Source organism: Limnobacter sp. CACIAM 66H1, from assembly GCF_001601825.1.
Lineage (GTDB): Bacteria > Pseudomonadota > Gammaproteobacteria > Burkholderiales > Burkholderiaceae_B > Limnobacter.
On sequence record NZ_LUJK01000015.1, the window covers coordinates 19,599 to 39,741 of the forward strand.

Here is a 20,143-nt window from a genome sequence, read left to right on the forward strand (position 1 = left end):
CGCTTATTGCGGCAGGGCAGGCCCGGTGGATTTGAACACCCGCTTGTCCTGCCCAATCACCACTTCACTTTCCCACAAGTAGCTCAGCCTGGGGTGCGCAGTTTGCAGCACTTTCAGCGCCTCAGTGTTGCCCAGCAGGTGGAAATTCATCCAGGCCAGTGAGTACTGGGCAGCAATTTCCCGTCCCCAGGTTGAGGTGGGCAGCAGCGGGTAGTTGGTGTGCTGTGCATGGCTGGCGGCATCGGCCACGATAAAGGCGCGGTCACTGGTCAGTTGGTCATACACCGGGCGCACCACGGCCGGGTTTACCGCCACAATCGGTGCAATCGGGCCATCGTGGTCACCGGTTTGTATCATCACAGGGATCGGGTTTTTGTCGAACACCGATTGAATTTCGCTGATGGGTGCGGCAGCCACAGCGGCTTTCAATCGTGGCTCCACTGCTTGCAAACCCATGGTGGCAATGGCGCCCATGCTGTGGCCGATCACGCCAATGCGGGCCGGGTCAATAAACTCGCGCACAGGGCTGTTGTTGAGCAGGTAGGTGAGCGCGTCTTGCGCTTCTTCAATGTTATTGCCGGGGTCGCCTTGCACTTCATCATCTGATCGACCCTGGCCGGAAAAGTCAAACGCAAACACCAGATAACCTGCATCGGCAAACAACTGGTGCCACCAGCGGTACATGGCTGTGTTGGTGTTCAGGCCTTCAAGCGCAAGTATCAATGGGTATTTTTGGGCGGTGGCCGCAGTTTGTCCGCGTTTGGGCAGCACAATTTCGCCATGCAGGCGGGTGCCGTAGCGGTTTTGAAATTCAACGGGAACCAGTGCAACCGACTTGTTGTTCTCGGGGTGCCCGTACCAATGAAATACTTGATCAATGCGGGAACCGTCGCTCAATTGCGCCGCCATGGCGCGAATTTGAAATTCCAGCAAAGCGGGGTCGGTGATGTCGCTCAGCGTGTAGCCCAAGGCGATGGGGTCAACCACACCGGCCAGTTGTTGGCGCGGCAACATGTCGCTGACCATGCCCAGTTGAAACAGCACATCATCGGAAGACAACGGGCTTTCTGGGGGATTTTCACCTTGAACTGAAGCAGGCCAGCCAAAGGCCTCTGAGGATTGAATGGCATTGCGCGGTGCGGAGCCGGATTTGTTTTCTCCGTTGCAGGCCCAGGCCAGCAAGGGTAAGCACAACAGGTAGAGCAACTTGAAACGACTTGGCATGACAACTTCCTGATTCAATCCGTCCATGATACTAAGTTCGCGCAGGTTTTGGATTTTCTTGGGCAAACGGGAATGGGATCTCGTAGAATCGGTGGTTCATCATATGGAGTGAAGCCAGCTTATGAGTAGCGTGCCTTTGGACCTGAAAACCCTGGAAGAGGATTTTGGTGAACTCAGCGAAACCAGCCACCTGAGTGAGGAGGAAGAGCGCGAGTTGTCCAAAAAAAGTGGCCAGCGACATTCTGGCGGGCTTCGACAAACACTACCGCTTGTTTCGTTATTGCGCCCAGCAAACCAAAAAGCTGTTTGAGGAAGGCGATTGGCATTTGATCCAGCAACTGGCCCGCGACCGTATTGATTTTTACGATGAACGTGTGAAAGAGGCGGTGGATTTACTGCGGCGCAATTATGGTTCGCTACTGATGAGCGAATCGGTGTGGGCCAAGATCAAGACCCGTTTTGTGACTTACCTCGTTGACCACAAACAGCCTGAGTTGGCGGAGACCTTTTTCAATTCCGCCGTGACCAAGATTTTGCATCGCGATTACTACCACAACCGGTTTCTGTTTGTGCGCCCCGCGGTCAGCACCGATTACGTGGAAAGTGATCCGCCTTCTTACCGCAGCTATTACCCGGCCAACCCAAAAAGCGGTGGCTTGCGCAAAACATTGAAGCGATTGATTCGTGATTTCTCCCTGAACGCTGAATTTGTGGATTTGGAGCGGGATCTGCGTTACGTGGTGCATGCTGCACGGCAGGTGATGCCACGGCCCATCAAGGTCGATCCGGATTGCCAAATTCAAGTGCTGTCCAGTTTGTTCTTCCGCAACAAGGGCGCATACATCATTGGCAAGTTCATCAATGCCAACATGCCTCAACCATTTGCCATTCCGATTCTTCGCGATTCTTCCGGCAAGTTGTACATCGACACAGTGCTGTTCAATGTGCAGCAAATCGCCACATTGTTCAGTTTCACGCGCGCTTATTTTTTGGTGGACATGGAAACGCCTGGCGCCTATGTGCAGTTTCTGCGCACGCTGTTGCCGAACAAGCCCAAGGCCGAGATGTACACAATGCTGGGTTTGCACAAGCAGGGCAAAACCCTGTTTTACCGGGATTTTCTGCACCACTTGAAGCATTCGCACGATGAGTTTATCGTGGCGCCCGGTATCAAGGGTTTGGTCATGGCGGTGTTCACGCTGCCGTCTTATCCCTACGTGTTCAAGCTGATCAAGGACAAAATTGCACCCAGCAAGGAAATTGACCGCGCTGGCGTGATGCGTAAGTACCAGTTGGTGAAAGAGCACGATCGCGTGGGTCGCATGGCTGACACATGGGAATACAGCCATGTGGGTTTGCCACTGAACCGCTTTTCAGAAGAATTGATCGAGCATTTGAAGGACACTTGTGAAAGCTCGCTCAGCTTTGAAGAGGACACCGTGGTGATCAAGCATGTGTACATTGAGCGCCGCATGACTCCTCTGAACATTTACTTGCAGCAGGGCACCGACGCGGAAGTGGAACACGGCATCACAGAGTATGGCAATGCGATCAAGCAACTGGCCGCCGCGAATATTTTTCCGGGCGATATGCTGTTCAAGAACTTTGGTGTGACCCGCTTGGGTCGAGTGGTGTTTTACGATTACGACGAAATTGAGTACATGACCGACTCCAATTTCCGCCGAATTCCGGATGCCCCCAACCCCGAGGCAGAAATGTCCTCGGAACCTTGGTACACAGTGGGGCCGAAAGACGTATTCCCCGAAGAGTTCGGGCACTTTTTGCTGGGTGACCGCCGGGTGCGCAAAGCGTTTTTGAGCAAGCACCGTGATTTGCTGGAATATGAGTTTTGGCAAGAGCGCAAAGACCGAATTACCCAAGGGCACATTGAGGATATTTTCCCGTATTCCGAGGCGGTGCGGTTTACCAACCGGTTTATCAAGAAGCCGTGAGCTGCCTTGCGGTTTCTGGCCAACTCGGCGTGGGTACCTTGTGTCGCACAGGGCTGGTTGATTGGAAGCTGAACTTGAAGGATCGCCGTTGCCCGAAAACTTGGCATTTCGGCTTGTCGTCTTGAGCCTGCACTAAGCCAAGCCCTCCAAAAGTCACGGTCGGGTCTTGGCTTTCGCGCCAGGGCGCGATCGTTGGTCTCGGCGCGCCAAGCCGGCAAGTTTTCTGACTGGTCATCGTGCGACCCGTTGCAAGTTCAGCTCCCAGCACTCCCGAGCAGCGCTTCGCCATCACCACGCAACTCGCAGCTGTGTTCAACGCCCAATTGGCGGCGGTGTTTCGATCGCCTCGCCTTCAAGAAAACCTGCCCGTTTGAATTCACCCGCCACGCTCGGCCATGGGCCGGCACCGAGACTCGGCCCGCCCTTTTGCCGAGCGAGGTGAGTCAGGGTGAATATCAAAAAGGGAAATACAGGTTTTCTGGCGAGAGATCGGAACCCAAGCCGATCGGGCGATTAGAACGCAACTGGAGATCGGAACCCAAGCCGAATGGGCGATTAGAACGCAACTGGAGATCGGAACCTGAGCCGAATGGACCATCAAGAAGCTCCGAGAGAGTGGAACCCAAGTCGATTGAGCTGTTAAACAGCGTGCATTCAGGCCCCTCGCTTGGGCAGCATCAATTCACTCGCCGCAATTTTCTCGGGCTGAAACCTGTTCACCGGTACATCCAGTTCATAGCCAATCGCCACACCGCACAGCAGGTTGTATTGCTTCGGAATATCGAAGTGCTTGTCCAAAGGCGAGCGGAATAGCCCCAGCGCACCTTGAGCGCAGGTCCCCAAACCTTCATTGGTGGCAGCCAACATCAGGCTTTGCAGAAAAATGCCAGCATCCAGCGCACTGTAAATACCCACACCTTCATGCACAAAAAGAAACGCAGCAGCCGGCGCCCCAAACATACGGAAGTTCTCGGCCATGGCCTGGTCGCGGGCTTTCAAGTCGTTGCGGGCCACGCCCAATACGCCATACAAGCCTTTGCCACACTCCACCCTGCGTGCCTGCAAGTCCTTGGGGTAATTCACCACAGGTTTGACATCGCCATCGGGAATGCCTTTGCTTCGGGTCAACAGCCCTTTGATTTGCGTCAGCTTGCCACCACGTTGAAGTTTGATTGTTTCTTGAAACCTTGAGTACAGCTCGGCACGCAAACTTTCCAGCACATCGCCAGTGGCCAGTGCGATTCGGTAGGGGTGGGTGTTGGACCAGCTTGGTGACAGTGCAGCCTGTGAAAGTAGGCGTTGGAGCACCTCGTCGGGCACGGGTTTGGGGTCAAAAGCACGCACACTGTGGCGCTGTTTCAATGTGTCAAGAAATTCCATTTTTCCTTGCTCTGTGTAATAGTTAGCCCAGTTTAGAGTATTTCTTACTAGTCAACAGACCCAGCTCGCCACTATTCTCTCAACTGACAATACAAAAAGTCACATAAACGGTCAACCCACGGGGACAAAACAATGAACAATCCACATGTAGACGTACTGATTATTGGCGCCGGTCTGTCTGGCATTGGTGCAGCATGCCACATCAAGCAGAACTGCAAAGGCAAAAGCATCAAAATTCTGGAACGTCGCAAAGCGATTGGGGGCACCTGGGACTTGTTCCGCTACCCTGGTATCCGGTCTGATTCCGACATGTTTACGCTGGGCTACAGCTTTAAGCCCTGGAAGGGCGAGAAGGTTTTGGCCAATGGACAGGAAATTCGCGAGTATGTGACGGAAGCCGCCAAAGAGCACGATGTGATCAAGGATATTCAGTTCGGCTTGAAGGTGACCGCTGCCAATTGGGATTCCGAAGCAAACCAGTGGACTGTTGAAGGCGTCATTGAGGAAACCGGGGAGAAGCAGGTGTTCACCAGCAACTTCCTGTTGGGTTGTACTGGCTATTACAACTATGACAAAGGCTACAGCCCTGAATTTCCCGGCATTAAAAAGTTCAAAGGCACTGTGGTTCATCCGCAGCAGTGGCCTGAAAACCTGGATTATTCAGGCAAGCGTGTGGTGGTCATTGGCAGTGGCGCCACTGCCATTACTCTGGTGCCTGCCATGGCCGATACGGCTGGCCACGTCACCATGTTGCAGCGTTCGCCCACCTACATTGCTTCCATTCCATCGGTGGATCCGGTTTCTGTGGTGTTGAAGAAGTTCATGCCCGACACCTGGGTATACAACATCGGCCGTGCCCGCAATATTGGCCTGCAACGCCTGATCTTCAAGTTGAGCAAAGAGCGTCCGAAAGCGATCAAGCGTTTGCTGCTGGGTGCTACCCGTGCGCGCATGGGCAAGAACTTTGACATGAAGCATTTCACGCCCAGCTACAACCCTTGGGATCAGCGTTTGTGTGTGGTGCCGGACGGTGACTTGTTCAAAGTGCTGAAAAAAGGCAAGGCTGACATCGTGACCGATCACATTGATACGTTTGTGGAAAACGGCATCAAGCTGAAAAGCGGTCAGGTACTTGAGGCGGACATTGTGATCACAGCCACCGGGCTGGACCTCCAAATTCTGGGCGGTTTGACTGCGCATGTGGATGGCAAGCCTGTCAACGTGGGCGAGGTGATGAGCTACAAAGGCGTGATGATGAGTAGCATCCCCAACTTCGCCATGGTGTTTGGTTACACCAATGCTTCCTGGACTTTGAAAGCCGACTTGGCTGCCGAGTTTGTTTGCCGAGTGCTGAATCACATGGACAAACATGGTTACACCCGTGTGGTGCCCAACGCCGAGGGGGTCGAGGCGGACGATACTCCCATGTTTGATCTGGAAGCGGGCTACATGAAACGTGCCGCAGACCGTTTGCCCAAGCAGGGTCCGGCTGCACCTTGGACCGTGGTCAACAATTACCTGGCTGATCGCCCCGTGCTGAAAAAAGGTGAGATTGAAGATGGCGTGTTGGAGTTTGCGAAAGCGGGCTCCGCAACTGGCAAAAAGCCTTCGGGTCGCAAGTCACAAGCCAAGCAGGCGGCTTGATTGTTCACCTGATTGATCAAAGGGCTGCAGCGATGCAGCCCTTGTTCTTTGGATCAATTGAACCCACTGCCATCTCCCAGACGATTCAATCCTCGGCTGGCCCGCTGCGCGCGAGTCGTGCGAAATTGCGCCACCTGTTCCTTGTCCACCTCGAATTCACCGCCCAAGGGAGTTTCCAGGGTGCCTGTGTCAAAGCTGTCCAGGCCACGGTTCAAGCCCAGCAGATCGTCTCGGCCGATGGCCAGCAATGCTTTGGCCAATGGGAAATTGCCTTGGGCTCGAATGTCGTCGCGGAGTGTGTTCACCGCGAGGATTTCCTCGCCGTTGACAAAGTAGTCAATCGGGCGGGGCACTTCGGGAAAGCGTTCCGCCAGGGCGGGTTGGGTAAGCGAGGTGCCTGCGCCTAAGGCAATCAATAGACAAGTGTGTTTGAACATGAAGACCCCCGTGATGAATATGTTTTCATCATCTAGAGTGATACTTAGGTAATGACGTTGTCTATCGGGCTTACCCTTCGCTCGAATTAGGTAGGTTTCATCACAGCTGCATTCAAATTCGCCTAAGATGGGGGGCCTTGAATTCAATTCCCCGTGCTGTGAACCAAGCTGACAAGTCTGACGAGTCCCTGAACGAACTACCCTATGCTTGGCGCCGTGTGGTTTTGTTCGCGGACAACATGGCGCAGGCCACTGTGGCCGATGCCATCGGCCGCAGTCCCAAGCAACAGCTCACATGGATCGGTCTGGCCGCTTTGCCTTTGCTCTTGCCCTTCGGAATTCCGGGCATTGCGACCAGCCTGGGTTATCTCACTTTCCTCTTGGGTGTGGGTTATGCCCTCGGGTTTGGGGTACCCATTCCACAAAAGATCGGCGAAAAAAGGCTGCCACCCAAAGCGGCCCATGTGCTTAAACGGTTTTTGGGCGTGTTCATCCGCAGGGTGGCCCCCCACAGCAAGCCGCGCCTGTTCCTCATGAGCCACCCGCGAATGCGTCCCGTCAATGGCTTGGTGCTGGCCTTCGCCGGGCTCACCATGGCAGCGCCAGTGCCTTTTGCGTCATTCGACAACGTGTTACCCGCTGCAGCCATGGTGTGCATCACTTTTGGCCTTAGGGTTCGGGACGGCAGGCTGGTACTGGCGGGCTACGTGTTCACGGCATTGGCTGCCTTGCTGGTTGCATTGTTGTGGTGGGGTGGTTATGCCGTGTTCATGTGGGTTTCAAAGCAACCCTGGGCAAGCCAATGGCTGGGTTGGCTTTTTTCCTGACAAGGCGCAAGCCACACCGCGAAGTATCCCCTAAGTTCGTTAGAATCACAGGAATAACCTTAATCTGGAGCCCAACAGCACCATGACTACCAAACAAACGATTGATTTCTATTTCGACTTGACCAGCCCCTATAGCTATGTGGCCGCCGAGCAAATCGAGGAAATTGCAGCAGCAGGTAACCGCAGTGTGAATTACAAGCCAACTCTGTTGGGCTTCGTATTCAAAAGCACTGGGAACACCGCGCCCATGATGAACCCGGCCAAGGGCAAGTACTCCGCAAAAGACTTCGCGCGCACCGCGCGCTTTCATGGCTTGAAAATCAACTGGCCGAAGAAATTCCCCATCAATGCCACCACTGGCTCACGTGCCATTTTGCAGGTGCTGAACACCCAGCCTGAAAAAGCGGGTGAACTGACCCGTGCCCTGTACAAAGCCTATTTTGTGGATGGGCAGGACATTACCGAAGATTCAACTGTGCAGGCGGTGGCCGATTCCATCGGACTGGATGGTGCAGCGTTGATTGCAGGTGCCCAAACGGATGCGGTGAAGGAACAGATGAAGAACGCAGTGCAGGAATCCATCGATGCCGGCATGTTTGGTGCACCGTACTTTGTGGTGGATGGTGAAGCCTTCTGGGGCCAGGATCGCATGGAACAATTGCGCCGCTGGGTTGTGCAGGGGCCTTTCTGAACATGGCTGTTCTCGACTCCAACAATGTCAAAAGCCGCCCCGATTTTGCGGCCAACCAGGCGGCACTGAAAACACTGGTTGACGAGCTGAAAGCCAATTTGGCGGTGGTGGCACAGGGTGGCGGAAAGGTGGCCAATGAACGGCACACAGCGCGTGGCAAGCTGCTGCCCCGCGAACGCGTGGCGGGTTTGCTTGACCCGGGTTCGCCCTTTCTGGAACTGGCACCCCTGGCTGCATGGGGCATGTACGGTGGCGCTGCGCCGGGTGCCGGTGCAATTGCAGGCATTGGCCGCGTCAGCGGTGTGGATTGCATGATTGTGTGCAATGACGCCACCGTGAAAGGCGGCACCTATTACCCCTTGAGCGTGAAGAAGCATTTGCGCGCGCAGGAAGTGGCCGCAGAGAACAATTTGCCCTGTATTTACCTGGTCGACTCTGGCGGGGCCAACCTGCCCAATCAGGACGAGGTGTTTCCAGACCGCGATCACTTTGGACGAATATTTTTTAATCAGGCCAATATGAGCGCGCAAGGCATTGCGCAAATTGCGGTGGTCATGGGTAGCTGTACCGCTGGTGGTGCGTACGTGCCCGCCATGAGCGATGAAGCCATTATCGTGAAAAACCAGGCCACGATTTTTCTGGGTGGTCCGCCCTTGGTGCAAGCCGCCACGGGCGAAATTGTCAGTGCCGAAGAACTGGGTGGTGCCGATGTGCACACACGCCTCTCCGGTGTGGCCGACCATTTGGCCGAGAACGATCAACATGCTTTGGAAATTGCACGCCGCATTGTGGCCAATTTGGGTCGACCCGAGAAACGCTACCCATGGGCGTTGACGGAATCCAAAGAGCCCCTGTACAGCGCCGAGGAAATTTACGGCATTGTGCCCACCGATGCGAAAAAACCATTCGATGTGCGTGACATCATTGCCCGCCTGGTCGATGGCAGCGAATTCGATGAATTCAAAGCCCGCTTTGGCAATACGCTGGTGTGTGGATTTGCGCGCCTGTATGGCATGCCGGTCGGCATTGTGGCCAACAACGGCATTTTGTTTTCCGAGTCAGCGCAGAAAGGCGCTCACTTCATTGAACTGTGTTGCCAACGCAAGATCCCCTTGGTGTTTTTGCAAAACATCACTGGTTTCATGGTGGGCAAGAAAGTAGAAAACGAAGGCATTGCGCGCCATGGCGCAAAAATGGTCATGGCAGTGGCCTGTGCAAAGGTGCCCAAATTCACAGTGGTGATCGGTGGCTCCTTCGGGGCCGGCAACTACGGCATGTGCGGTCGTGCGTACAGCCCGCGCTTTATGTGGATGTGGCCCAATGCGCGAATCAGTGTGATGGGTGGCGAACAGGCTGCCGGCGTGTTGGCCACCGTGAAGCGCAACCAGATTGAGGCCAAAGGCGGCACCTGGAGCAAGGAAGAAGAAGCCGAATTCAAGGCACCCACGCTAAAGCAGTTCGATGAACAAAGCCAACCCTATTACGCCACGGCAAGGCTCTGGGACGATGGCTTGATTGACCCGGTGGATACCCGCCGTATTCTGGGCATGGCCATTTCAGCCAGCTTGAATGCCGACATTCCGGATACGAAGTTCGGCGTCTACAGAATGTAAATGCGTACAACAATAAAAACGGAGACACCGCAATGACAGAACAGTCGAATGAAAAACCCGTGATTGAAACCCGCAAGGGAAAATCCGTGTGGCTGACGCTGAACCGCCCGCACATTAAAAACGCCATGAACGGCGAAATGATTGCCATGCTGGTCGAGGCTTTCCAGCGTTTGGGCAATGACCCTGACACACGCGCGATTGTGCTGGCTGCAAATGGGGATGCATTTTGTTCTGGCGCCGACTTAAGCTACATGATGCAAATGGCGCAGCAGGCGGCCAGCAACAAAACCAGCGGCATCACACTTACCAGCCTGTTTCGCGGCATTGCCGAATGCCCCAAGCCCGTGGTGGCGCGTGTGCACGGCTTGTGCCTGGCAGGTGCCACTGGCCTGGTCAGTGCCAGCGACATTATTGTGGCCAGCAACAATGTGAAATTCAGCTTGCCGGAAGTCAAGCGTGGTTTGATACCCGCCACCATCAGCCCCTATGTGGTTCAAGCCATGGGTGTGCAGGCTGCGCGCCGCTATTTCATCACTGGCGAAACATTCACGGCTGAGAAAGCGTACGAGTTGGGCATGGTGCATGAACTGACCACGCTCGACACACTCGATGCGAAGCTGGAATCGATTCTTGCCGAGCTGGACAGTTGCGCCCCCGATGCCATGGCGGCGTGCAAAAAACTCGTTCGCGATGTGTCGCGCATGGACATCACCGCCGATGAAACGCACGCCGATGTGGCTGCACGACTAGCTGAAGTGCGCGGCAGTGCCGAAGCCGCCGAAGGCATGATGGCTTTCATGGAAAAACGCAAACCGAAGTGGGTTGGCTAAAAAGGTTATTCACACAATGTTCACCAAAATACTGATTGCCAACCGTGGCGAGATAGCCCGCCGAATTAACCGCACCGCGCAAGCCATGGGTATTCAAACCGTGGCGGTGTATTCCACGGCTGACGCACAGGCCCTGCATGTGCAGGAATGCAATGAAGCGGTGTGCCTTGGCGAGCCCGAGGCTGCGCAAAGCTACTTGAATATCGCCAAAGTGATTGCAGCAGCCCGGCAAACCGGCGCGCAGGCCATTCACCCCGGTTACGGTTTTCTGTCCGAGAATGCCGCCTTCGCGCAGGCTTGTGCCGACGCACACATCACCTTCATTGGTCCCGGTGTGCAAGCCATCCGCATCATGGGCAGCAAAAGCGAGGCCAAGGCCTGTGTGCAGCCTGCGGGTGTACCGCTCATTCCTGGTTACTTTGGTGCCGATCAATCGCTGGCCACTTTGCAGGCTGAAGCGGAGCGAATCGGTTTTCCGCTGATGATCAAGGCGGTGGCCGGCGGTGGTGGCAAGGGCATTCGAATTGTCAGTAACGCAGGCGACTTGCAAGCCGCACTTGAAAGTTGCCAGCGCGAGGCCAAAAACGCATTTGGCGATGCCACCGTGATGCTCGAAAAACAGATTATCCAGCCTCGCCATGTGGAAGTGCAGGTGTTTGCCGACACCCACGGCAATGTAGTGCATCTGTTTGAACGTGATTGCTCGGCACAGCGTCGCCACCAAAAAGTGATTGAGGAAGCACCTGCATTCGGGCTCACCGAGCAACAGCGTGAAGCCTTTGGGCGCACAGCGGTGCAAGTGGCCAAGGCTGTGAATTATGTGGGCGCTGGCACGGTGGAGTTTTTGCTGGATGCGCGTGGCGAATTCTATTTCATGGAAATGAACACCCGCTTGCAGGTGGAGCACCCGGTGACTGAAATGATCACCGGTTTCGATCTGGTTCAATGGCAAATTGAAATCGCGGCAGGTTTGCCCTTGCCAGCGACCCAGGAAACCATTCACATTGACGGCCATGCGTTTGAAGCGCGCCTGTATGCTGAAAACCCGGAGCAGGGGTTTTTGCCTGCCATTGGTACCGTTGAATTGTGGGAAGCACCCGATGCAATCGAGTTTCGTACCGGTACGCACGCAGGCCGAACAGCTGGAATTCGTCTGGACTCCTCCATGCGCTCTGGCTTGGCCGTATCGCCTTATTACGATCCCATGGTAGGCAAACTGATTACCTGGGCACCCACACGCGATGCTGCATTAAAAAAACTGGCTGACGCATTGGCGCAGCTGCGCTGTGTCGGCGTAAAAAACAACCTGGCCTGGTTGCGCGGGCTCTGCCTGCATCCGGAATTTGCAGCGGGTGGTTACGACACGGGTTTGATTGATCGAATGGCCATGGGTACTGATCCATCCACCCCCATGGACACCCTCACGCTGCAGGCCTTGGCGGGCCTTGCCCGTTGGGCTTTGCACCAGCACCCGCACAACAGAAACAGCAAAGATCCGTTGGCCATGCTGGATGGTTTTTATTCCAGTTCGCCCCCTTTGCGGGAAGACCGCTGGTTGAGCCGTGACACATCGCTGGCCACCCACACGCATGTCGCGGTGTGCGGGCAGCAAGTCAGCATTCAAAGTGCTGGGGCCGCATTGCACGTCACGCTTTCAGCCGTGTCATCCCGCGGTGAGCTACCGCGCGTTCAGGGGCACATTCAGTCGGGTGCCCATGCCGGCAGTGAGTTTGATTTGATTTGGCATGGCGACAACCTGAATGTGCATGTGGGTGCAGAGCAAACCAATTTGCAATGGCAAAACCCGGCGCAGATTCGCGCCGACCAGGGCCATGACGCACACGGCGTGGCCGCACCCATGCCAGGCAAGGTATTCGCGGTCTTGGTGAAAGTGGGTGACAGGGTGAAAAAAGGTCAACCTTTGATTGGCCTGGAAGCCATGAAGATGGAGCACACCTTGAATTCGCCCTGCGATGGCGTGGTTCAATCCATTCCGCACCCGGTGGGTGATCAGGTGACTGAGGGCACCGAGTTGATTCATTTTTCAGAAGACGACACGGCAAAATGAGCATGATCAAACTTCCTTCGCAGGTGACTCTGGTTGAGGTTGGCCCACGCGATGGCCTTCAAAACGAGAAAACACCCATTTCTACTGCCATCAAGGTCGAACTGTGCAAACAGTTGATCGAGGCGGGCATTCACAGGCTGGAAGCCGCCGCATTCGTATCGCCCAAGTGGGTACCGCAAATGGCCGATGGCGCGGATGTGTTGGCTGGCCTGCAAGCCCTGCCGGATCTACAGGATCGTACTGTGTCGTACTCGGCCCTGGTGCCCAACCTCAAGGGCATGGAAGCTGCGATTGAAGCCGGCGTGCAAGAGGCCGTCGTGTTCACTGCTGCTTCAGAAGCCTTCACGCAAAAAAATATCAATTGCACCATTGCCGAAAGCATCGAGCGTTTCAAACCTGTGGCTGCATTGGCCCAAGCCCATAACATTCACTTGCGTGGTTCTATTTCCTGCGCGCTGGGTTGCCCTTATCAGGGTGAGGTACCGGTGCAAAACGCAGCTGAAGTGGCTTTGCGTTTACGCGACATCGGTGTGCAGGAATTTGACGTGGCTGACACGATTGGTGTGGGTACCGCGCTGAGGGTTAGCCAGGTCTTCGAGGCTGTGGGTTACAGCGTGGGTTTGAACAATGTGGCGGGCCATTTTCACGACACCTATGGTCAGGCTCTGGCCAATATTCTGGCAGCCCTGCAGTTGGGTGTGTCCACTTTTCACAGCTCGATCGCCGGGTTGGGGGGATGCCCATATGCCAAAGGTGCAACCGGCAACGTGGCCACCGAGGATGTGGTTTACCTGTTGCAAGGCATGGGCATCGACACTGGCCTGAACATGCACAAACTGGTGCAAACTGGCGCGTGGATTTCAGGCAGCATCGGCAAGCCCTACACCAGCCGTGCTGGCCGTGCGGTGTGGAATAAACTGAATACCGAAACAGGTGCTTGAGCGCTCAGTGAAGTGCTTCTGCGGTGGTGCACTTCACTGCCGAAATGACTCATCTGCCCCGCTTACTTTCTACGCATTCTGGGAATGGCCATGAACACTGCCACGCCTTGTTCCTGGCTGTTGCGCCCGGTATAAAGCTCGATTCGAATGGCTTTGGCCCGAATTTTCATGTGTGCCAAACCACGTCCGCGCCCCAGTGTGTTGTGAGGCATGCCCACACCGTTGTCGCTGATGTTCAGCAACACTTTGTCGTTGGCCTCATCCCATCGCACACTCAATTCAATCTTGCTGGCTTTGGCATGTTTGAGGCTGTTGGCAAAAATTTCCTGCACGATTCGCAGCAAGTCGAACAAGTCACGAGAGCTGTAGCCCTCCAGTTTCGGAATGTCTGCCACACTCCACAACAATGTGACGCCACTGGCTTTCAGGCGGCGTTCATACCGCCATCTGAAGTTACCCAACAGCGCCAAGAGGTCGTCGCTTTGCGGGTCGAGTGAATCAATCGCCATGCGCAAATCATCGAGGCACTCCTGCAATACATCGCGCATTTCATCCTGGCTCAGCGGCTTTGTCTCACTCAGGTTCAGGGCCGACACCAAACTGGAACCGACCCCATCGTGAATGTCTTGCATAATGCGCCGACGCTCATCGTCCTGAGCGCGTTGCTGCTCAATTTTGCGCAGCAAATTAAATTGTCGAAACAGCTGTTGTTCGCGAATGGCCAGTTCTGAATTCAGCGAGTCGTTGGAGGCTTTCAATTCCAGCAACAAGGCGCGATAACGCCTGAAAATCACCCAACAAGCCGATACGAACAACAGGATGCCGGTGTACTGCGACAGCAACACCGACTCAATGGGCAGCAGGTTCAGCATCGTGGCCAAATCACGAATGCTGAGCAGAACAAACAGCAGAGAGCTGCAGCCCAGTATCGCAGCCTCAAAATTTTGAAGGCGCCATGAATAAGTTAACAGCAGCACATTCAGAATGAACACCAGCGGGATTACCGGCAACAGCAGCCAGAATGTGAAATTCAGTATTTGCTCACTGCCTGCAGCGAGTGTGATCAGCGACACTGCTATTGCGTAGGCCACCAGTCCTCTGGGAATCCACTTCCACCCCAGGTTCATGTACCGTATTAAAAACAGCCCGTACAGACAGGCAAACCAGGCATGCAGACTGTGCACCAGCTGTCCCCACTGCGCGTGGGGCAGGGGAATCCAGTCCATGAAATAGCCTGTGTTACGTGCTGCAAAAACGATCACGGCAAGGCTGAAAAACAGGAAACCTTCCTGTTCCCGAAAAACCCTGGCAAATAACAGCAGAAGCACACCACTGGCAAAGGCCACCAGCGTGGCCAGCATCGACCCGGTCACTTGCCAGCGATACGACGATTCATACATGGGTTCCAGTACGCTGTTGGGCCCCAGCCATACCCTGCCCAGTCCGCTTCGGTAGTTTTTGTAGCCTGCAACCTGAATCAGCAAGGTGTTGTTACCAGGGATAAGCAGGTCGGGCGAAAACTGGAACAGATAGGGGTAGTTCCAGTGCCGGGTAATGTCCCCCTCGAGTGTTCCCAAGCCACCAATCCAATGGCCATTGAGATAAGCGTGAGCATTCATGATCGCCCGTGGCATGAAAACCGCGCTGGGAACAGGTTTGTCAGGACTCAGGCGGAAATCGATTTGATACCAGCCCTGGCCTTCAAACTCAGGTTGCGTGGTGTCCCAGGAATCGGGAAGTACCACGGTTTTTTTGGCGTTCAGCGCCAATACCTCGCTGGCGCTTAATGTGGGATCACTGGAGAAAAGCACCTTGGCCTGCTGAAACATGTAGGCCTGCTGATGTGAATATTCATCGCCTAGCGCGGGCAGTGGTGCCTTGAACGTGCCCAACAAGGCCACCAGCAACGTCGCCAGAAAAAGAATTAAGAAGCGCCCGGTGAACAGGCGATCAGCAGATTCCGGATTCAAAGGTCAAGCAGTCCCAACAGGGTGGCTTCATACACTGCCTCAGACCTGCTATGCACGTGCAGTTTCTTGTAAATACGCTTCACGTGGGTTGCAACTGTGTGGGTTGAAATACCCATTTGCGCTGCAATTTCCTGTGCGGTAAAACCGCGGGCCACTTGTTGAATCACCTTCAATTCCCGATCGGTAATGCTGCAGGCCTTTTGCGATTCATCCAGATCGGCCTTGGTTTGAGCATAATCTGCGTCACAAACGCGAGGAGTTTGCATTTTTGACAACAATTGGCGCGCAATCAGTGGGCTGATGGGCGAACCCCCGTTGGCCACTTCCAGAATGTGCTCAATCAATTCTTCGTTGGAATAATCCTTAAGCAGGTAACCGCTTGCGCCAGCTTCAAGACTTCGCACTACATGGTCTTCATCACCAAATGCTGTGATGACCAGGCATTCTGTTTCGGGTTTGTGTTTGCTTAGCCACTCGATGACTTCAATGCCCGACGAGTCTGGTAAACCCAGGTCGATCAATGCCACCTTCGGGTTGGTCATGAACAACAGGGAATAGGCGTCCTGAACAGTGCTGGCCACGCCCAACAGCTTCATGTGTGGGGAGGAGTCAATGACGCGGGTGAGGTGATCTTGTGTGGCGGGTTCATCCTCGACCAAGATCACGCCGACTGGCTTGGCTTCAATGTGATCGAGATCTCGCGCGTTCATGGTTTGCCGATTGGTGTATCCAAGGGTAATTTGAGCAGAAAACGGGCGCCTTGCCCAGCCTCGGAATGAATATTGATACTACCTCCCAAAGCATTTGCACGTTGTTTCAGGTTTTTCAAACCCCTGCCGTGCTGGCTTCTTTCCATCACGAATCCTACGCCGTTGTCTTGAATCTGAACACCCACATATTTTGGTCCCCTTGAAACATGCAAGCTTACTTCGCTGGCGTTGGCGTGTTTCAAAATGTTGGTGAAAATTTCCTGAACAATCCGCAGAACATGAAGACAGTTGCGCGCATCCAGGTAGGGAATGGTAGGGATGTCCTGATCGATGACCCAATGCAGTCGAATGCCAGCACTGCGCATATTGTCTGCAATCCGGTAACGGAACGCACCGAGCAAGGTGGTCAGGTCTTCTTCGATTGGCTCAAGCGAGTCAATCGTCAATTGCAAATCCCGCAACCCCGATTCAAGCAGGTTCAAGGTGTTTTTGCGGTTGAAGTTCGAGGATTGCAGGTGGTGAATGGCGGCTACCAGGTGGGCACCCAAGCCATCGTGCATGTCGGCCATCAAACGTTGACGCTCAGCCATTTTCACCTTTTCTTCATCTATTTTTTGCATGCGCTGGTATTGCGCAGCCAGTTCGGCCTCGCGCTCCATCAGGCGGCTTTGAAGTGTTTCGTTGAAGCGGTCCGATTCAGCCAGCAAACCACTGTAACGGTCGATCAAAAAGTAGCTCATGGCCAGAAACATGGCGATACCCATGTACTGATTCAGAAAGTAACCATCGAAAGGCAAAATCCCGGCGAGAAAAAGCAGATCGGACACACTCAAGGCCATGTAACAAAGCAGGCCGAATCCAAATGCATGCGGAGCCAGCGATTGTTTGGTGTTGCCATAGCGCATCAGCTGGATCACATTCCAGCTGTACATGCACAAGCCAAGAATGCCGTAATAACCCACCAGGCGAAGAGCCCAGTTTTCATTGATCATCAGCAGCACGGGAAAACTGGCTGTGTAGGCGCCCCATATTTTCCATTCAAGCCGGTGTTTGGGCACACGGCAGTACAAAAGGATCAGCAGCAAAATCACGCTGGCAAACACCAGCAAGCCGCCTTGGGTAATCTGGATCCACAAGCCGTGCTCAACTGGGGGTACCGTGGTCAAGAATGCGAGGTTTCGGATACCCCACAAAAAACAGGTGGCGGCCAGCAGCGTGAGCAAGCCGCTACGGGTTTTGCCCATGCCGATCAGGATGGTCAGCACAATTCCCGCCCCCAGCACAAAGGCGGTACTGAGGTAAACCGATGTCACCTGCACTTCGTAACGTGACCGGTAAGCTTCTCGAAGGTTCTCGTCAGAGCCCAGCCACACTGAAGACAAGCCCGCCAAATAGTCGGGAAAGGCGCGCACTTGAATGGCCAGTGTGTTTTTGCCGGGCTGCAGCACACGGGCACCCAAATTCAGAATTTGGGGGCGATTCCAGTTGCGCTCGGCGTACTCGCCTGTCATGGGACCGAAGTAACCAATTCGCTCCCTATTCAAGTACACCTCGGCATTCATCGCAAAGCGGGGAATGTAAAGCGCCTCAATTCGGCTCTCTGGCAATACGGTGAAGTCCATTTCATACCAGTAAAAACCGCCCGGACCCTGCAGTTTGTCGTCGATTCGGTGGGGCAACAGCACCACCGGGGCTGAAGCCAGGTGCGAAGGGGGGGCGGTTTGGTAATCAATGTGCGTTGAAAAACGCGCCATGGTCAATTCAATCGCGCTGGGGTCAGTGGGGGTGGCCTTGGCAATTTGATAAGAAAGCAAGGCTGCACCACTCAGTGCAATGCACACAGCCAACACATAAAACAGGCCAAGTCGTTTCGCCCAGCTTGATGTGGGCTTCAGTGGAGCGCTTGGCATCGTTTCAGCAGTCTTTTAAATTAATCAATCCCAAGGCATTGGCGCGGTGAACTGCGCTGGTGCGGGAATTCACCGCAAGTTTTTTGTAAATGCGTTTGATGTAGGTACTGATGGTGTTGATGGACACTCCCAGAATGTCTGCAATTTCAGCTTGCATGAATCCTTTGGCCACCATTTCCAACACTTGCTGTTCCCGTTCTGACAAAGGCGTGAACTCCTGGTTCATCGCAGTTTTGCTGGTTGGGAGTTGATCGGGCGTTGCCACTCCGCGAAACCGGTTCAACAGTCGTCTTGCGATCACCGGGCTGATGGGTGAACCGCCTGCACGCAATTGTTTCAATCGATCCAGAATATCGGCGGTGCGTGTGTCCTTGGTCAAGTAGCCTGTAGCCCCGGCCTCGATGCTTGAAATGACGTGCGATTCATCACCAAACACAGTCAATACCATACTCTCGCAGCCGGGCATGTGCTGGTGAATGTGGGCAATCAGCTCCAATCCACTGCCATCTGGCAGGCCCAGGTCAACCAGCACCACTTCGGGTTGTAACTCCTCAACCACGGCGATGGCCTCTTTCAGCGTGTACGCCTGTCCAACCAGGTTCAATTCAGGGTGGGTCTCTATGGCCAGTCGAAGCGCTTGCTGAATACGCTCGTCGTCGTCTACCAGCATGACGCGGATGGTGTCTTGCCCAATCTCTTTTCTGCTTTGTATGTTCATTGGATCAGTTGGTTGACTTCAATAATCGGCATCATCACCGCCAGTACAATCAATAACACAATCAGGCCCATCACCAAAATAAGAATGGGCTCCATCAAGCTGGTGAGCCACATGGCCTTGCGTTCAACTTCGGTGCGCTGGCTTTCCGAGGCACGTTCCAGCATGGCTGCCAGTTGCCCTGTGGCTTCGCCGCTGGCCACAAGATGAGTCAGCACCGGCGGAAACAAACCACTTTTTCCCATGGCTTTGCTCAATCCGCTGCCTTCTTTCACGCGTTCCTGGACATCAACCATGGCCAGTTGCAAGGCACTGTTACCCAAGGTGCGGTTTGCGGCGGCCAAGGCTTTCAAAATTGGAACGCCGCTGCCCACCAATATCGACAGTGTGGAGGCCAAACGTGCGGTGTTCACCGCACGAATGAAGGGACCCACGACCGGAATGGTCAACACAAACTCATCGAATTTCAACTTGAAGGCTTTGTTCTTCAGCGCATTGCGAAACAGGTAAATTGCCGCCGCCAGCGCCAAAGCCATTAACCAACCCCAGTCGCGAAGCAGGTCCGACAAGGCAATCATCACCACCGTGAGTGTGGGCAGTGCCTGGTTGTTGCTTTCAAACACTGAGACCACTTGCGGGACCACATAGGTCAACAAGCCGATCACCACCATCAACGCCACCACGGTAACAATGGCGGGGTAAATGAATGCAGCACTCACTTTTTGTTGCAAGGCCTGGCGGGCTTCCAACGCATCGGCCAGCTTCGACAGCACGCCACCCAAGTCGCCAGTATTTTCACCCGCGGCCACAGTGGCCACATACATTTCAGGGAAAGCTTTGGGGTACTGTGCAAGCGCCTGGCTCAGCGGCGTGCCTGAAACCACTTCGGAACGAATACTGTTGATACGCTCGCGAATCAGGGGTTTTTCTGCCTGTTCAACCAATGCAGCCAACGCCTGTGCCAGCGCCAGGCGCGCTTGCAGAAGGCTTGCCAATTGCCGTGTCAACAGCACCACTTCACGGTTGCTCAACTCCCGGTCAAAGCGCCCAGCCTTTCTGCCGGTCATTTTCGCGCTGCCAACTTCAAGCACCTCAATGGGTGTCATGCCTTGCATGCGCATCTGGTTGCGTGCGGCTCGCGGGGAATCGGCCTCCATCGAGCCTTTCACCGTTTTGCCTTTGGCGTTCAATGCCTCATATCGAAAAACCGCCATATTTGCCTAGTCTCTCG

At 54.6% G+C, this 20,143-nt stretch carries 16 protein-coding genes; 8 read left to right on the forward strand and 8 right to left on the reverse strand.

Translation table 11 applies throughout. The annotated features are described in order from the left end of the window. Positions 1-3: 3 nt before the first annotated feature. Positions 4-1,224: an alpha/beta fold hydrolase gene (locus A0129_RS06265; protein ID WP_291713400.1), complete on the reverse strand. Its 1,221-nt coding sequence runs from the start codon at positions 1,222-1,224 to the stop codon at positions 4-6. Positions 1,225-1,451: 227 nt separating this feature from the next. On the opposite strand from A0129_RS06265, the gene aceK reads away from it, so the two are divergent. Next, a complete protein-coding gene (aceK, locus tag A0129_RS06270) occupies positions 1,452-3,176 on the forward strand; it encodes a bifunctional isocitrate dehydrogenase kinase/phosphatase (RefSeq protein ID WP_291713403.1) in 1,725 nt (574 codons plus the stop codon). Between the two features lie 654 nt (positions 3,177-3,830). Here the strand turns inward: aceK and A0129_RS06275 are convergent. Beyond that, the gene (locus A0129_RS06275; protein WP_291713405.1) at positions 3,831-4,556 is read right to left on the reverse strand and encodes a nitroreductase; all 726 of its coding nucleotides are present in this window, start codon (positions 4,554-4,556) and stop codon (positions 3,831-3,833) included. A 132-nt stretch (positions 4,557-4,688) separates the two neighbouring features. Between A0129_RS06275 and A0129_RS06280 the strand changes: the two genes are divergently transcribed. Next, positions 4,689-6,200 carry an NAD(P)/FAD-dependent oxidoreductase gene (locus A0129_RS06280; RefSeq protein WP_291713407.1) on the forward strand — a complete coding sequence of 504 codons (1,512 nt, stop codon included), beginning with the start codon at positions 4,689-4,691 and terminating at the stop codon, positions 6,198-6,200. Between the two features lie 53 nt (positions 6,201-6,253). Here A0129_RS06280 and A0129_RS06285 read toward each other — a convergent pair whose 3' ends face one another. Then, on the reverse strand, positions 6,254-6,637 hold the full coding sequence (locus A0129_RS06285; protein ID WP_291713408.1) for a hypothetical protein: 384 nt from the start codon (positions 6,635-6,637) through the stop codon (positions 6,254-6,256). A 137-nt stretch (positions 6,638-6,774) separates the two neighbouring features. Between A0129_RS06285 and A0129_RS06290 the strand changes: the two genes are divergently transcribed. The 6 genes from A0129_RS06290 to A0129_RS06315 all read left to right on the forward strand — a co-directional run bounded on the left by A0129_RS06290 (position 6,775) and on the right by A0129_RS06315 (position 13,607). Continuing rightward, on the forward strand, positions 6,775-7,464 hold the full coding sequence (locus tag A0129_RS06290; RefSeq protein WP_291713410.1) for an exopolysaccharide biosynthesis protein: 690 nt from the start codon (positions 6,775-6,777) through the stop codon (positions 7,462-7,464). Between the two features lie 82 nt (positions 7,465-7,546). Then, positions 7,547-8,155, forward strand: coding sequence for a 2-hydroxychromene-2-carboxylate isomerase (locus tag A0129_RS06295; RefSeq protein WP_291713412.1), 609 nt, complete (start codon positions 7,547-7,549; stop codon positions 8,153-8,155). Positions 8,156-8,157: 2 nt separating this feature from the next. Next, positions 8,158-9,768, forward strand: coding sequence for a carboxyl transferase domain-containing protein (locus A0129_RS06300; RefSeq protein WP_291713414.1), 1,611 nt, complete (start codon positions 8,158-8,160; stop codon positions 9,766-9,768). Positions 9,769-9,800: 32 nt separating this feature from the next. Next, positions 9,801-10,598 carry an enoyl-CoA hydratase-related protein gene (locus A0129_RS06305; protein WP_291713415.1) on the forward strand — a complete coding sequence of 266 codons (798 nt, stop codon included), beginning with the start codon at positions 9,801-9,803 and terminating at the stop codon, positions 10,596-10,598. A gap of 16 nt (positions 10,599-10,614) precedes the next feature. Further along, positions 10,615-12,666 carry a biotin carboxylase N-terminal domain-containing protein gene (locus A0129_RS06310; protein WP_291713417.1) on the forward strand — a complete coding sequence of 684 codons (2,052 nt, stop codon included), beginning with the start codon at positions 10,615-10,617 and terminating at the stop codon, positions 12,664-12,666. Then, positions 12,663-13,607 (forward strand): hydroxymethylglutaryl-CoA lyase, encoded by a 945-nt coding sequence (locus A0129_RS06315; RefSeq protein ID WP_171101052.1) that lies wholly within the window; start codon positions 12,663-12,665, stop codon positions 13,605-13,607. The genes A0129_RS06310 and A0129_RS06315 overlap by 4 nt, the downstream gene beginning before the upstream one ends. Before the next feature lie 62 nt (positions 13,608-13,669). Here A0129_RS06315 and A0129_RS06320 read toward each other — a convergent pair whose 3' ends face one another. The 5 genes from A0129_RS06320 to gspF are packed head-to-tail and all read right to left on the reverse strand — an operon-like array spanning position 13,670 to position 20,126. After that, the gene (locus A0129_RS06320; protein WP_291713419.1) at positions 13,670-15,577 is read right to left on the reverse strand and encodes an ATP-binding protein; all 1,908 of its coding nucleotides are present in this window, start codon (positions 15,575-15,577) and stop codon (positions 13,670-13,672) included. After that, a complete protein-coding gene (locus A0129_RS06325) occupies positions 15,574-16,287 on the reverse strand; it encodes a response regulator transcription factor (protein ID WP_291713421.1) in 714 nt (237 codons plus the stop codon). Before A0129_RS06325 ends, A0129_RS06320 begins: the two co-directional genes overlap by 4 nt. Beyond that, positions 16,284-18,197 (reverse strand): ATP-binding protein, encoded by a 1,914-nt coding sequence (locus A0129_RS06330; protein ID WP_291713423.1) that lies wholly within the window; start codon positions 18,195-18,197, stop codon positions 16,284-16,286. Before A0129_RS06330 ends, A0129_RS06325 begins: the two co-directional genes overlap by 4 nt. 4 nt (positions 18,198-18,201) lie before the next feature. Further along, entirely contained in the window at positions 18,202-18,915 is a 714-nt protein-coding gene (locus tag A0129_RS06335) for a response regulator transcription factor (RefSeq protein WP_291713425.1), read from the reverse strand. Next, positions 18,912-20,126: a type II secretion system inner membrane protein GspF gene (gene gspF / locus A0129_RS06340; RefSeq protein WP_291713427.1), complete on the reverse strand. Its 1,215-nt coding sequence runs from the start codon at positions 20,124-20,126 to the stop codon at positions 18,912-18,914. Before gspF ends, A0129_RS06335 begins: the two co-directional genes overlap by 4 nt. Between the last annotated feature and the right edge of the window lie 17 nt (positions 20,127-20,143).

Bases quoted from the DNA above. Each gene is read 5' to 3' on its own strand.
- A0129_RS06265 (WP_291713400.1), bottom strand. From the start codon at position 1,224: ATGCCAAGTCGTTTCAAGTTGCTCTACCTGTTGTGCTTACCCTTGCTG.
- A0129_RS06275 (WP_291713405.1), bottom strand. From the start codon at position 4,556: ATGGAATTTCTTGACACATTGAAACAGCGCCACAGTGTGCGTGCTTTT.
- A0129_RS06280 (WP_291713407.1), top strand. From the start codon at position 4,689: ATGAACAATCCACATGTAGACGTACTGATTATTGGCGCCGGTCTGTCT.
- A0129_RS06285 (WP_291713408.1), bottom strand. From the start codon at position 6,637: ATGTTCAAACACACTTGTCTATTGATTGCCTTAGGCGCAGGCACCTCG.
- A0129_RS06295 (WP_291713412.1), top strand. From the start codon at position 7,547: ATGACTACCAAACAAACGATTGATTTCTATTTCGACTTGACCAGCCCC.
- A0129_RS06300 (WP_291713414.1), top strand. From the start codon at position 8,158: ATGGCTGTTCTCGACTCCAACAATGTCAAAAGCCGCCCCGATTTTGCG.
- A0129_RS06305 (WP_291713415.1), top strand. From the start codon at position 9,801: ATGACAGAACAGTCGAATGAAAAACCCGTGATTGAAACCCGCAAGGGA.
- A0129_RS06310 (WP_291713417.1), top strand. From the start codon at position 10,615: ATGTTCACCAAAATACTGATTGCCAACCGTGGCGAGATAGCCCGCCGA.
- A0129_RS06315 (WP_171101052.1), top strand. From the start codon at position 12,663: ATGAGCATGATCAAACTTCCTTCGCAGGTGACTCTGGTTGAGGTTGGC.
- A0129_RS06325 (WP_291713421.1), bottom strand. From the start codon at position 16,287: ATGAACGCGCGAGATCTCGATCACATTGAAGCCAAGCCAGTCGGCGTG.
- A0129_RS06330 (WP_291713423.1), bottom strand. From the start codon at position 18,197: ATGCCAAGCGCTCCACTGAAGCCCACATCAAGCTGGGCGAAACGACTT.
- A0129_RS06335 (WP_291713425.1), bottom strand. From the start codon at position 18,915: ATGAACATACAAAGCAGAAAAGAGATTGGGCAAGACACCATCCGCGTC.
- gspF (WP_291713427.1), bottom strand. From the start codon at position 20,126: ATGGCGGTTTTTCGATATGAGGCATTGAACGCCAAAGGCAAAACGGTG.